The sequence below is a fragment of the Pseudomonas sp. PWP3-1b2 genome (assembly GCF_049896045.1).
Lineage (GTDB): Bacteria > Pseudomonadota > Gammaproteobacteria > Pseudomonadales > Pseudomonadaceae > Aquipseudomonas > Aquipseudomonas antarctica_B.
In genome coordinates this window covers 58677-73077 of the sequence record NZ_JAFCTN010000012.1, presented here as the reverse complement: position 1 = coordinate 73077, position 14401 = coordinate 58677, and the positions used below count along the sequence as shown (strand labels likewise).

3 protein-coding genes and 1 pseudogene are annotated in these 14401 nt (G+C 62.7%); 2 read left to right on the top strand and 2 right to left on the bottom strand.

What is annotated here, in order from left to right; all coding sequences use genetic code 11:
* Position 1: 1 nt before the first annotated feature.
* Positions 2-12334: a non-ribosomal peptide synthase/polyketide synthase gene (locus tag ACP7A2_RS10635; protein WP_426134158.1), complete on the bottom strand. Its 12333-nt coding sequence runs from the start codon at positions 12332-12334 to the stop codon at positions 2-4.
* Between the two features lie 209 nt (positions 12335-12543).
* Between ACP7A2_RS10635 and ACP7A2_RS10630 the strand changes: the two are divergent.
* Both ACP7A2_RS10630 and ACP7A2_RS10625 read left to right on the top strand, forming a co-directional pair.
* Positions 12544-12794: pseudogene (locus ACP7A2_RS10630) on the top strand (type II toxin-antitoxin system HicA family toxin).
* Positions 12791-13156, top strand: coding sequence for a type II toxin-antitoxin system HicB family antitoxin (locus tag ACP7A2_RS10625; protein ID WP_426134157.1), 366 nt, complete (start codon positions 12791-12793; stop codon positions 13154-13156). The pseudogene ACP7A2_RS10630 and the gene ACP7A2_RS10625 overlap by 4 nt, the downstream one beginning before the upstream one ends.
* Here the strand turns inward: ACP7A2_RS10625 and ACP7A2_RS10620 are convergent.
* On the bottom strand, positions 13123-14328 hold the full coding sequence (locus ACP7A2_RS10620; protein ID WP_426134156.1) for an MFS transporter: 1206 nt from the start codon (positions 14326-14328) through the stop codon (positions 13123-13125). The genes ACP7A2_RS10625 and ACP7A2_RS10620 overlap by 34 nt on opposite strands.
* Positions 14329-14401: the final 73 nt, after the last annotated feature.

Here is a 14401-nt window from a genome sequence, read left to right as displayed (position 1 = left end):
TTCAAAGGGTCTCCAGGTCTGCCAGGAAGTCATGCATCTCACTCAGGTCATCGCTGGAGTGAGGGGTCAGGTGAACCGCCAGTTGCTCGGCGTATTCGGCCAACGATGCGGTGCTGAATAAGAGGTCCAGGGGCACGGCGGCGCCCTGCTCCATTTGCAGGCGTGCAGTGGCTTGGGTTGCCAGAAGCGAATGCCCGCCCAGTTCAAAGAAATTGTCCTCGCGCCCTACCCGCGCGAGCTTGAGTACGTCCTGCCAGATCAGCGAGATGCTGTGTTCCAGCGCGCCCTGCGGCGCCACATAGGCCCTGAGCAGTTGATTGGCATCCGGCAGCGGCAACGCCTTGCGGTCAAGCTTGCCGTTGGGGGTCAGCGGGAAGTGTTCAAGCGGCATCCAGTGCACAGGAATCATGTAGTCGGGCAGCAACGAGGCCAGGTGAGTCTTCAACTCATCGCGCAAGGTGCCCGCTGCCGGCAATGGCTTGCTCTGGCCATCGGCTGCAACCAGATAGGCCACCAGTTGCATCCCGCCCGGCCCCGGCTGCGGCACCACCACGGCTTCGCGGACGCTGTGGTGTGCCAGCAGGCAGGCTTCGATTTCGCCCAGTTCAATGCGGAACCCGCGGATCTTCACCTGATGGTCAGCCCGGCCGATGTACTCGATCACACCGTCGGCGCGATACCGCGCAAGGTCGCCGGTGCGGTACAGACGCGTGCCATTGCCGAACGGGTCCGGCAAGAAACGCTCGGCCGTCAGCGCCGCGCGGTGGTGATAACCGCGTGCCAGGCCGTCGCCGCCAATCAGCAGCTCACCGATCAGCCCGACCGGGTTGGCTGCGAAGTGCTCACCGACGATATACAGCGTTGTATTGGCAATCGGTCGACCGAGGTAGGGCAAACGCTTGTCCGCAGTCAGTTGATAGGCCGCAGACCAGACCGTGGTTTCGGTCGGCCCGTAGAGGTTCCAGACCTCGCCCGCCACGTCGAGCAAGCGTTGCGCCAGCTCTTCGGCCAGCGCCTCACCGCCACACAGGCATTTGCGCCCGGCAAGACGGGCGGCCTGGGGATGGTCGAGCAGCATGCGCCAGGTTGAGGGCGTCGCTTGAACCACACTGACCTGTTGCTGTTCGATCACCTCCAGCAGCGCCTGTGGGTCATGGGCGGTCAGCGTGTCCACCAGCACCACAGTCGCGCCGCTGGACAGGGCGGCATAGAGTTCCAGGCCGAAAATGTCGAACGAGAATGTGGTCAGCGACAGCACGCGATCGCAGGCCTCGATGCCCGGCTCACGCGCCATACTCGCGACAAAATTCACCAGTGCGCCGTGGGACACCATCACGCCTTTCGGCTTGCCGGTGGAGCCGGAGGTGTAGATGGCGTAACACAGGTTGTCGCTGCTGACTGCTACCTGAGGATTGTCCTCCAGCGAATCGCTGATTGGCTCATGCAGCGCCGTCGGCAACAGGGTCTGGACGCCGGCAGGCAGCGGCAACTGGCCCAGCAAGGAGGCCTGGGTGAGCAGCAAGCGCAGGCCGCTGTCTTCGATCATGTGGGCCAGACGGTCCACCGGGTACTGCGGGTCAAGCGGCACATACGCTCCGCCAGCCTTAAGGATCGCCAGCAGCCCGACAATCATTTCCACCCCGCGATCCAGGGCGATGCCCACCCGCTGATCCGGCCGCACGCCGTGCTCGATCAGGCGATTGGCCAGGCGATTGGCTTGGGCATTGAGTTGCGCGTAGGTCAAGGAATGTTCGGCAAACACCAGCGCAGTCGCGTGCGGTGTCAGTCGCACCCGGTCTTCGAACAGCGCGTGCAGGCTGGCGTGCGCCGGATACGGCTGGCGAGTGGCGTTCCATTCCAGCAACTGTTGTGTCGTTTCACTCGGTGACAATAAGGTCAGCGCACCCAACGGCTGTGCCGCATCCCCGCTCATTTGCAGCAACAGGCGTTTGAGGTGTGTGGACAGTTGTTCGACGGCCTGCTGGCTGAAGCTCGCGCATTGATAGCTGAACTGCACCGTCAATTGGGCACCGAGCCCGACCAGCAACGTGAGCGGGTAGTTGGTCTGCTCCAGATTGGACACTGCACCAAAGCGCAGCCCCTGGGGCGAGCCTTTTTCCAGCGCCTCGGAAATCGGGTAGTTTTCAAACACCAGAATATTATCGAACAGTGCATCCCCGCCCTGCCCGGCCCAGCGCTGGATATCAAACAGGGCCGTATGCTCGAACTCGCGCAGCGCAAGGTTTTGCGCCTGCACGCTTTGCAACCACTCACCCAGGCGCTGCTCGGAGCGCGGGCTGGCGATGACCGGCAGGGTATTGATGAACAGGCCAATTTGCTGCTCGATCCCCGCAAGCTCCGCCGGACGGCCAGCCACCGTCGCGCCAAATGCCACACAGGATTTACCGGTGTACCGCTGTAACAGTAGCAACCAGGCAGCCTGCACCACGGTGTTGACGGTCACTTTCGACTCGCGGGCAAACTCCCCCAGGCGCCGTGTTTGTTCGCTCTCAAGGTTCAGGTGATGGTGCTCATACAGCGGTTCGGCAATGGCGCGTATCGGTCGGGAAAACGCGTCGGCCAGCCGCACAGGTTCGTTCAGGTCACGCAACTGGTCGCGCCAGAAGGCCTCGCCGAGTGCCGAGTCTGTGCGTTGCAGCCACGCGATGTAGTCGCGATAACGGCCACTCGGGCGGGGCACGGCTTCACCGCGGTAATGCTGCAGCACTTCGCCGAGCAACTGCGCGCTGCTCCAGCCGTCCATCAGGATATGGTGGTTGGTGTAGATCAGGTGATGGGAGTGAGCGCCAGTGCGCACCAGCACCAGGCGCATCAACGGTGCGTGCGTCAGGTCCAGGCCTTGGGCGCGTTCCTCGTCAGCCAGGGTTTGCACAGCGGCGTCGAGGTCGGGCGTGGCCCTCAAGTCAAGCATGCGGAACGGCACGTCGACCTGGCGGCGGACCACCTGCACCGGCTGCTCAAGCGTGCCCTGCCAGAAAAACCCGCTGCGCAGAATGTCGTGTGCATCCATAACGGCCTGCCAGGCGGCGCGGAAACGCTGCGGGTCGAGGCCATCGACGTCCAGGCGCATCTGATTAATGTAATCGCCATCGCCCTGGGCCAGCAACGTATGGAACAACATGCCTTGCTGCATCGGCGACAAGGGATAGACGTCTTCGACGTTCTGCGGCTGAGAGGCCAGCGCGTCGAGTTGCGTCTGGTTCAAGCGCGCCAGCGGGAAGTCGGATGGCGTGACGCCCCGGTTGGCAGGGTCGCAGCAATGGGTAATCAACGAAGTCAGCTCGCGCAGATACTCATCGGCCAGGCGCTGGATGCTGGTTTCATCGAATACCTCGCTGCTGAATGTCCAGCTCAGGTCCAGCTCGCCTCCCAGGACTTTGCTGTCCAGGGCCAACCGGCTGCCCAGTGGACCTTGCAGGTTCACCTCTTCACCGCCGGATTCACTCGCCGGGACGAACAACGCTTCGTCGTTCGCGGCGAAACTGCCATCGAACTGGCCCAGGTAATTGAACGTCAATTGCGGCACCGGCAGTGCGGCCAACGCCTGACGCGCCTGTTCATCGCCAAACTGCGCCAGGGCACCAAAGCCGATGCCTTTGTTCGGGATTGCGCGCAGTTGTTCCTTGATGTGCTTGAGGCAAGCGTCCAACTCGGCGTGCGGGGTCAACTGCACCGGGTACAGGCTGGTAAACCAGCCGACGCTGCGGGTGAGGTCGACAGTGTCAAACAGGTCCTCGCGGCCATGGCCTTCGAGCTGCACGAGCAGGCTGTCGTTACCGGTCCAGCGCACCACCACCCGCGCCAGGGCGGTCAGCAACAGGTCGTTGACCTGGGTGCGATAGGCCGCCGGTGCGTCCTGCAACAGCGCACGGGTCAGGTTTTTGTCCAACCGGCTACGCACGCAAAGCGACTGGCAATACCGCTGCTCACCGTCCGGGCGATCACACGGCAACACCGGCGAGGCACCGTACAACTGTTGCTGCCAAAAACCCACTTGCGCCTGCAACGGCGCCGAAACCGCGTAGCGTTGCAGCGCTTGTGCCCAGGCCTTGACCGCACTGGTCTTGGCCGGTAACGCGATGGCCTGGCCTGCCAGGCACTGACGGTAAGCGGTCTGCAAATCGTCGAACAAAATTCGCCACGAAACGCCGTCGACAACCAAGTGATGCACGATCAACAGCAGACGCTGGGTGCCGTCCGGCAAATTCGCCAGAAGCCCTCGCACCAGTGGGCCGTCGCTGAGGTGCAGGCTGCGCTGGGCCTGATTGCCAAGCGCCTGCAGTTGCGCGGCATCACTGACATCCGCCTGCCACACCAATGGCGGATCACCCGCCGCAGGCAGATCAGCGTACTGGGTGGACCAGCCAGCAGCCCCCTCGAAAAACCTCAGGCGCAAGCTGTCGTGATGCACCAGCAGCGCCTGCATGGCCTGTTCCAGCAGGTGCAGTTCCAGCGCACTGCCAGGTTTGAGCATCACCGACTGGTTCCAGTGATGGCGGTCAGGAATGTCCTGGGCAAAGAACGCCTGATGAATCGGCAGCAAGGCGGTGCTACCCGTCACCGCCTGCTGATCAATGACCTGCGCCGGCGCATCGCTGCGCACCACGCTGGCGAGCGCCTGGACAGTCTGGTGTTGAAACAGGTCTTTGGGGGTCAACCGAAGGCCGGCCTGACGGGCGCGACTGACCACCTGAATCGAGATGATCGAGTCACCGCCCAGCTCGAAAAAGTTATCGTTGATGCCCACTTTCTCCAGCTTGAGCACGTCTTGCCAAATGCCCGTCAACTGCTGCTCCAACAGCGATTGCGGCGCTACATAGTCCTGCTGCAACTGGCTGACGTCAGGCTTGGGCAGGCCCTTGCGATCAAGTTTGCCATTGGGGGTCAACGGCATTCGTTCCAGGCGCACGACATAGGCCGGCACCATATGCGCAGGCAGGTTGACGGTGAGTTGTTCGCGCAGGCGTTCGGTAAACCTCGCGTCTGGCACATCGCCGACCACATAGGCGACCAGGCGCTTGCCGCTGCTGGCGCTGCCTTCCTGGGCGACCACAACGGCTTCACGCACACCGTCCAGGGCTTGCAAGGCAGCTTCAACCTCACCCAACTCGATACGGAAACCGCGAATTTTGACTTGGTTGTCGATTCGGTCGAGGTAGTCGAATGTACCGTCGGCCCGCTGGCAGACCAGGTCGCCGGTACGGTAGAGCAAGCCGCCAGTGTGGCTGAACGGGTCGGCAACAAAACGCTCTGCGGTCAACCCCGGTCGGTTCAGGTAACCCCGCGCAAGCCCCGTGCCGCCGAGGTACAACTCACCGGCCATGCCTTGGGGCAGCAGGTTCAGGTCGGCGTCGAGCACATACGCGCTGCGGTCGCCGATACGGCTGCCGATCGGCGCATAGGCAGCGCCGCACGCTACATCGCGGCCAGCCTTCCAGATCAGCGGCGTGACCACGGTTTCAGTGGGGCCGTAGCCGTTAATGATATAGTGCGGATTCAGGGCGCGCTTGACCCGCTCGAAACTTGCAGCGGGCACCGCGTCACCACCGAAGCAATAGATACGCACCTCTGGCGGCTGACCCTCGCGCTCGGCATGCTCGGCCAGTTGCTGCAGGTACACCGGCGGGAAGGCCGCCACCGTGACCGCGTGCTTGCGCATCGCGTTGTAGGTTTGTTCCGGCGTCCACAGGCTGTCATCGCGAATCAGCAGCGAAGCACCGTGGGTCAGGGCTGTGAGCCAGCGTTCGTGGGCGCCGTCGAATGCAAACGACATAAAGTGGAACTCACAGTCGCTGTCGCGCATGTCATAGCGCTCGCCAATGGCCTGGCAATGCATCGCCAGCGGGCCATGAGCCACACTCACCCCTTTGGGATTACCCGTGGAGCCGGAGGTGTAAATCACATAAGCGAGGTTATGTGGGTCGAGCTGAACCTGCGGGGCCACCAGCGGCTGTTCGCGCAGATCGAGGCGGTCGAGTTCCAGCAGCGGCACCTCTTCACCCACCGGCAGTTGCGCCGAGACCGAGGAATCGCTGAGCAACAGCGCCAGGCCGGAATCCTCAATCAGGTAGGCCAGGCGTTCGCTTGGGTAGCTGATGTCCAGCGGTACATAAGCACCGCCAGCCTTGAGCACCGCCAGCAGCGCCACAATCACTGCTTCGCTGCGCGGCAACGCCACGCCCACCCGTGTTTCGGCGCCAACGCCACGGGCGATCAGGGCATGGGCAAGGCGGTTGGCGCGCTGATCGATTTCGGCGTAGCTGAAGGGTTGGTCATTGAAAATGACTGCCGTTCGCTGTGGTTGCGCCAGCGCCAGCGCAGCGATGCGCTGATGCACAGCGACATCCACCGGGTAAGGTTGCGGCTGATTGCTCATCTGCTGGCGCGCTTGTTCCGTGGGGCTGGCCAGGGCGATTTCACCGAGCTGACGTTCGCCTGCCTGGGCGAATTGCTCCAGCAGGTGCAGCAGGTGCGCGCCGATATCGGTCACGGTGTCAGGGGCGAACTGAGCGCGGTCGAAACTGTAATGCAGCGTCAGGTGTTGGCTCAGCGTCACGGCCACGCTCAACGCGTAGTGGGTTTGTTCCAGGTTGCCAACGTCACCGAACACCAACTCCAGCCCGGGCTGCTGCAACGCTTGGGCAATCGGGTAGTTTTCAAACACCAGGATAGTATCGAACAAGGCCTCGCCGCCCCTCCCGGCCCAGCGCTGGATATCTGCCATGGGCGTGTGTTCGAAATCACGCAGGCTGAGGTTTTGTGCTTGCACGGCGTGCAGCCAGGCGCTGACGCTGGTGTCAGGACGCGGCGTACCGATCACCGGCAACGTATTGATAAACAACCCGACCTGATTTTCGATGCCCGGCAAGTCAGCCGGGCGACCGGCCACGGTCGCGCCGAATGTCACTGCTTCCTGACCGGTGTAGCGCTGCAGCAACAGCAGCCAGGCGGCTTGGACCAGCGTGTTGACGGTCACTTTTTGCTGACGCGCAAAGCGTTCCAATACGCCTGTCGCCTTGGCATCGAGGGTCTGGAAGTAATCGCCGTGACCGCGCTCATCGCCTTCGCCCGGTGCCACTCGCGCCAAGCGTGTAGGCGTTTGCAGCGGCGCCAGTTGCGCCTTCCAGAAATGCTCGCTCAGTTGGCCGTCCTGGCGTTGCAGCCAGGCAATGTAATCACGGTAACGGCCACCGGCACGCGCGGGCGTCTCGCCGCGGTAGCGTTGCAACACCTCGCCGAGCAGCTGTGAATTGCTCCAGCCGTCCATCAGGATGTGGTGATGGGTGTAGATCAGGTGCCATTGATCAGCACCGAGTTGCACCAGCACCAGGCGCAGTAACGGCGCCTGTGCCAGGTCAAAACCCTGCTGGCGCTCGGCGTCAGCCAGGGCGACGAGTGCCTGACGCTGATCACTGCGGTTGCGGTAATCAACAACAGTGAATGGCAATTGCGCCTGCTTGTGCACGATTTGCAACGGCTGCGCCAACTCACCCTGCCAGACAAATCCGCTGCGCAGAATGTCCTGGGCGTCGACGCTGGCCTGCCAGGCCGCACGAAAACGCTGCGGGTCGAGGCCCGAGACGTCGACGCGCAACTGGTTGATGTATTCGCCTGCTGCCTGCTCATACAAGGTGTGGAATAACAGGCCCTGCTGCATTGGCGACAGCGGGTACAGGTCATCGAGTTGACCGCACGGCACCGGCAATGCATCGAGTTGAGCCTGCGTTACGCGGGCCAGCGGGAAGTCCGACGGCGTGGCGTGCGGCGCAGCTTGCGCGCAACAATGTTCGATCACGGCAACGAGTTCGGTGGCAAACTGATCCGCCAGCGACTGCACGGTGGCGGCGTCGAACATCGCCGTGCTGAAGCCCCAGTTCAAGGCCAACTCGCCGCCGTAGACCTGACCCTCTACCGTCAGCCAGTTGGCCAGAGGCGCCTCGAGGTCCTGAGCCTGGCCGCTGCCCTGGGTGGCCGGTACAAACAGCGTCGAGTCATCAAACTGACGGTCGAACTGGCCCAGATAGTTGAAGGTGATTCGAGGCACTGGCAGTTGCGCCAGAGTGGCGCGGGCTGGCGGTTGGCCGAGGTAGCGCAACAGACCGAAACCAATACCCTTGTCTGGCACTGCGCGCAGTTGCTCTTTAACGGTCTTGATCGACTCGGACAGCGTGCCCTCACCCCGCAAACTCAACGGGAACAGGCTGGTAAACCAGCCCACGGTGCGGGTCAGGTCCAGGCCTTCGAACAGATCTTCGCGACCATGCCCCTCCAGCTGGATGAGCGCTGCCGGCTGATGGCTGAAACGGCACACCACGCGAGCCAATGCGGTCAACAGCAGGTCGTTGACCTGGGTGCGATAGGCCGCCGGAGCATCTTGCAGCAACTGGCGCGTGTGCTCGGCGCTGAGGCGAACTTCGATTTTGCAGCCCAGGCTGTTTTGCAGGCTGCCCTGGCGGTTGTCACACGGCAGCTCGGCGTCGACGGATTGCGCCTGCCAGAAAGGCAGTTGTGCGTTGAGGGTTTGCGCGTGGGCTTGCAGGTGGTGCGCCCACTGCTGATAGGCGCTGGTCTTGGCCGGCAGCGGCGCACCGCGGTAAGCCTGTTGCAGATCTTCGAGCAGGATGCGCCACGAAACGCCGTCCACCACCAAGTGATGCACCACCAGCAGCAAACGCTGAGAGCCATCGGCCATGGCGACCAGGGCGGCGCGCAGCAATGGGCCTTGCGCCAGGTCGAGGCTGCGCTGGACTTCGTCGCACAGCGCGGCCAATTCCGTATCATTGTTGACGCGGCACTGCCACAGCGCAGGTTCGGTGACTGGCGCGGCATGGGCTTGCTGCCAACCGTCGGCGTGCTTCACAAAGCGCAGGCGCAGGGCGTCATGATGGTTGAGCAACTGCGTCAGCGCCGCTTCCAGGCGTGTTGGCTCCAGCGCCTCACGCGGGGTCAGCAGCAGGGACTGGTTCCAGTGGTGACGCGCGGGGATCGCCTGGGCAAAAAAGCTCTGCTGCACAGGTGTCAGGATCACCTCGCCGCTGACCGGCCCTTGATCGACAACGCTGGCCTGCTCACGGGTTGCGACGGGGGCCAGGCTGCGAATGCTCTGGTACTGGAACAGGTCACGCGGGTTGAGGCGAATGCCCGCCTGACGGGCGCGGCTGACCACCTGGATGGAGATGATCGAATCGCCGCCCAGTTCGAAAAAGTTGTCGTCCAGGCCGACCTGATCGACGCCAAGCACGTCGCACCAGATAGCCGCCAAGGCTTTTTGCAGGTCAGTTTGCGGCGCGACAAAAGCCTGCGGCGGCGCAGCGTCCGGCAGCGGCAGCGCCTTGCGGTCAAGCTTGCCGTTGGCGGTCACCGGCAGTGTAGCGAGCGGCATCAGGTGCGTCGGCACCATGTATTCCGGCAGGCTCTTGAGCAGCCAGGTCTTGAGGTCGGCTAGCTCATCGCTTTCGAGCACCAAATAGGCGACCAGTTGCTTGCCGCCCTGCACCAACACCACGGCCTCGCGCACCGTTGGGTGCTGCATCAAGCGCATCTCGATTTCACCCAGTTCGATACGCAAGCCGCGCAGCTTGACCTGATGATCAAGGCGGCCGAGATAGTCGATGACGCCGTCAGCACGCTGGCTTACGCGGTCACCCGTGCGGTACAGGCGCTCGCCCCTCACAAACGGGCTCGGCACGAAGCGCTCGGCGGTCAACGCCGGGCGACGGTGGTAGCTGCGCGCCAGGCCCGTGCCGCCCAGGTACAGTTCGCCAGCCACACCGGCGGGGACCGGGTTGAGTTGGGCATCAAGCACATACGTGGCGAGGTTGGCGATGGGGCGGCCGATGGGCACGCTGTCGGCACCTTCGTCGACGCAGGTCCAGTGGGTCACGTCGATCGCAGCTTCGGTCGGGCCGTAGAGGTTGTACAAATTGGCGTTTGGCAGTTTGGCGAACACCTGCCGTTGCGCGTCCAGCGGCAAGGCTTCGCCGCTGCACACGATGCGCTTGAGGCCTGTGCAGGCGTGTACACCCGGTTCATGGATAAACGCCTGGAGCATCGATGGCACGAAGTGCAAGGTGGTGATCGCGTGACGGTTGATGGTCTCGATCAGGCGCGCCGGTTCACGGTGTTCACCCGGAGCAGCCACCACTAATCGCGCGCCGGTCATCAACGGCCAGAAGAACTCCCACACCGACACGTCAAAGCTGAACGGGGTTTTTTGCAACACTGCGTCGCGGGCCTGCAGGCCATATGCCTGCTGCATCCAGCACAGGCGGTTGACCAACGCCCGGTGGCTGTTGCCAGCACCTTTCGGTTTACCGGTGGAGCCCGAGGTGTAGATCACATAAGCCAGGTTGAGCGCGTGAACATCAACGGCGGGCGACTGTGTGCTGTAGGTGTCGAGCCCGTCGTGCGGCTGATCGAGGGCAATTACCTGGATGCCCTCGGTGGGCAGCAAGGCCTGCAGGCTTTGCTGGGTCAGCAGCAGCTGAATGCCGCTGTCTTCGATCATGTAGGCCAGCCGGTCCTCGGGGTATTCCGGGTCCAACGGCACGTAGGCGCCGCCTGCCTTGAGAATGGCCAGCAGGCCCACCACCATTTCGATGGAGCGTTCGATGCAGATACCGACTAAAACGTCCGGGCCGACGCCCTTCTCGCGCAGGGCATGGGCCAACTGGTTGGCGCGCGCGTCGAGCCGGGCATAGCTCAAGGTGGTTGCGCCGAATACCAGCGCCGGCGCATCGGGCGTTCGCTGTACTTGATCTTCGATGAGTTGATGGATAGCGCACTCGGTCGGGTACGCTTGGGCGGTGCTGTTCCAGTCGCGCACCAGCAAGTGCTGCTCGTCGGCAGCCAGCATCGGCAATTCACCCACGCGCTGTTCGCCATCGGCAACCATGGCCTGCAGCAGGCTGATCCAGTGCCGCGCCATGCGCTCGATGGACGTCGCCTCAAACAGGTCGTTCGCGTAAGTCAACGCGGCGTGCAGGGTGCCGGATTTCTCATAGGTGTCGAGGGTCAGGTCGAACTGGGTGGTGCGGCCCTGCCATTCCACCAAGGCCAATTCCAGCCCGGAAGCGGTGCTGACGCAGGCGATGTCCGCCACCACTGGCTGGTGGTTGTACATCACCTGGAACAGCGGCGTATGACTGAGGCTGCGCTCGACCTTCAAGGCTTCCACCAGGCGCTCGAACGGCAGCTCCTGATGGGCCTGGGCGCCGAGGGCGTGCTCCTTGATGCCTTGCAGCAGCTCGGCGACGCGGGTTTGCCCGGTCAACTCGGTGCGCAGCACTTGGGTGTTGACGAAGAAGCCGATCAGCCCTTCCACCTCACTGCGATTGCGGTTGGCGATGGGCACGCCAATGCGGATATCGCCCTGCCCGGTGTAGCGATGCAGCAACACGTTGAACGCGCCAAGCAACAGCATGAAAAGGGTAACGTTGTGCTGTTGCGCGCAGGTGCGCAGCTGCGCGGCCAGGCCCGGGTCAATCGCAAAATTATGCCGGGTGCCCTGATAGCTGGGCCTGGCCGGGCGCGGGCGGTCAGTCGGCAACTCAAGCACCGGATGCTCATCGCCCAAACGCGCTTGCCAGTACTCCAATTGACGCGCCTGCTCCCCCGCTTCCAGCCAGCGGCGCTGCCACAGGGCGTAGTCGCTGTACTGAATCGGCAGCGCCGGCAGTTGCGGCGCGTCGTTGCGTTCGTGCGCGTCGTAGAAACGGATGAATTCGTCGATCAGCACGTTCATCGACCAGCCATCGGAGACGATGTGGTGCAGGGTCAGCAGCAACACATGCTCCTGATCACCCAGGGTGAGCAATTGCAAACGCAGCAAGGGACCGTGTTCCAGGTCGAAGGGCAACAGCGATTGACGGGTGGCAGCCTCGTTGACGGCCTGCTCACGCTCGGCGGGTGCCAGGGCGCTTATGTCCAGCCGCTCGATGGCCAGTGAAGGCTCGACAGCGACTTGTGCCAAGCGGTCATCCGCCTGGCGCTGGAATACGGTGCGCAAGGTTTCATGGCGAGCCACCAGGCTGGCAAATGCCTGCTCCATCGCGGGCAAACTCAGTTCACCCTTGAGCCGTACCGCGCCCGGCAAGTTGTAGGCCCCGCTGGCCGGGTCCAATTGCCACAGAAACCACATGCGTTGCTGCGCGTAGGACAGCACCTGGCGATCCTCCACCTCCACCCCTGCCGGAATCGGAAACCGGGAAAAGTCCACGCCTTCTTTCTGCAGGGCCTGCAGGAATAACTGGCGTTTTTCCAGGGGCAACCCGATAAACCGGCGAGCAAGTTTCAAGGAGTCTTCAGCATTCATTTGTTGGAGTCCGGAGCAATAGGCAGGAAGCACAAAGGCACGTCGTCCCTATAAAACGAACCGGGGAGGGAAAAATTAGCGGGGGATGGGGGGCATGGAGCGAGGTGTCATCAAGGGTTACATCAATCTCAGGAAAGGCGCACGAACACACGCTAGCATTGACGCATATCACTTTTTGCAACTACATTTAGTTACAGGCAAGGATCGCCGTGTCCAAAAATGAAAAGCTGCTCGCCAAACTGCTCAACGAGCACATGGCATTTACCTGGCCAGAGCTCATCACGCTGCTGCACCGGCTCGGCTACACACAGATTGAAGGGCTGGAAGCCGCGTCAAGTTCGACATCGGCCACCCCAGTGCAATGATCACCTTGCACAAGCCTCACCCCGGCAACGAACTGAAACGCTACATTCGGCGCCAGATCATCGAACAATTGAAATCAGGAGAACTGATTCAGTGAATAACCAACTGAAGCACCAAGGCTACATCGGCTCTATCGACGCCAGCCTCGAAGACAACTGCCTGTTCGGCAAGGTTCTGTTCATCAAGGCGCTGGTCAGCTATGAAGGAAAAACCGTCGCTGAACTGGACGCGGCCTTCCGTGAAGCCGTCGACGATTACCTCGCCACGTGCCAACGCTTGGGGCAGCTACCGGAAAAGCCTTGCAAGGGCTCGTTCAACGTACGCGTAGGCCATGAACTGCATTTGGCCGCGGCCCTGGCCGCCGCCCGCAAGAAAGTGACGCTCAATGATCTGACGCGCCAGGCGCTGAACGAGTTTTTGCAGCATCACAGCGCAGACCCTTGCCCGGCAATCGGCTGACTGCCCAACCATCGATACCCCAGCACGGCTGAACCCAATACCACTGCGCCTGCCACCAGTGCCACCCAGAACCCGCCGGTGGCGCCGTAGTGGTCGATCATCCAGCCCGAACTGGCGGCGCCAATGGCTACCCCGATGCTCAAGCCGGTGATCAGCCAGGTCATGCCTTCGGTGAGGCGGCTGGGCGGGACGACCTGCTCCACCAGGGCCATGGACACGATCAAGGTGGGCGCGAAGAACAGCCCGGAGATAAAGATCGCCACGGCCAGGCCGGGAATGTCTGTCACCAGCAATAACGGCAAGGTGGTCAACGCGGTGGCCACGCCGCAAAACAGAAACTGCCGGGGCAGCGGCGCCTTGAGCTTGAGTGTGCCGAACGCCAGCCCCGCCAGGCACGAACCGATGGCATACACCGACAGCACGATGCTCGCCGCCGCCGGTTGGCCCTGATGCTGGGCGAAGGCGACGCTGACCACATCGACCACGCCGACGATCACGCCCATGGCCAGCAGCAGGATCATCAGGATCAGCACCGACGGCGAGGCGATCAACAGGCGGCCATGGTGATCCTCGTGCGCGTGCACCGGCGGTTCGGTCTCACGTTGCAGCACAAAGGTGGTCACGCCCACCGCCAGCAGCAGCGCCGCCACCAACGGTCCCGCTTCGGGAAACAGCACCACACTCAAGCCGACGGAAATCGGCGGGCCAACAATGAAGCACACTTCATCGAGCACCGACTCCAGGGCAAACGCGGTTTGCAATTGGGGCTGACCGCGATACAACTCGGACCAGCGTGCGCGCACCATGGCCGACATATTCGGCATGCATCCGGCCAGTGCCGCAAACAGGAACAACAGCCAACTCGGCGCCTGCAACCGGGTACACAGCAACAGCAGCAATAACGCACCGCCGCCGATCACTGCGGCAATCGGCAGCACCCTGCCCTGGCTATAACGGTCGACCAGGCGCGACACCTGCGGCGCACACACGGCCGTGGCCAGGGCGAACACCGCCGCCACCGCGCCGGCCAAGCCATAGCCGCCATGCACCTGCGAGAGCATGGTGATCAGGCCGATACCGGTCATGGACACCGGCATGCGTGCCAGCATGCCCGCCAGCACAAAAGCTCGGGCGCCGGGGACCTTGAACAACTCGGCGTAGGGGTTTGCCATCCTGCTTAACCTCTTCCATGGCGCCTTGAAACTTGCTATCTGACGTTATCAAGGCAAAATACATACGGTGCGT